1 protein-coding gene is annotated in these 430 nt (G+C 60.9%); it reads left to right on the forward strand.

Going from position 1 to position 430, the window contains the following annotated elements:
- Positions 1–430: integrase core domain-containing protein (locus tag Q0908_RS20325; protein WP_299289120.1), on the forward strand; the 430-nt coding region annotated here is incomplete at both ends.

Below are 430 nucleotides of genomic sequence, written 5' to 3' on the forward strand. Positions count from 1 at the left end.
GGTTCCGCGTGCTGAATGTCATCGACGACTTCAGCCGGGAATGTCTGGCCGCCGTGGTGGACACATCCATCGGTGGGGCACGTGTCGCCCGCGAACTGGATCGGATCGCTGAACTGCGCGGCTACCCGTGCATGGTGGTCTCGGACAACGGCACGGAACTGACGAGCAACGCGATGCTGAAGTGGCAGGAAGACCGCCAAGTCGGTTGGCATTACATCGCACCAGGCAAGCCCATGCAAAACGGTCTGGTGGAAAGCTTCAACGGACGGATGCGCGAGGAGTGCCTGAACGAACACCTGTTCCCGTCTCTGCGCCATGCCTGCCGCATGATTGCGGCATGGCGCGCCGACTACAATCACCACCGGCCTCACTCCAGCCTCGCTGGCCTGACGCCATACGAATATGCTAACCGGTCAGAAGAGGACCAAAA

This window comes from uncultured Tateyamaria sp., assembly GCF_947494755.1.
In the GTDB taxonomy this organism is placed as follows: Bacteria; Pseudomonadota; Alphaproteobacteria; order Rhodobacterales; family Rhodobacteraceae; genus Tateyamaria.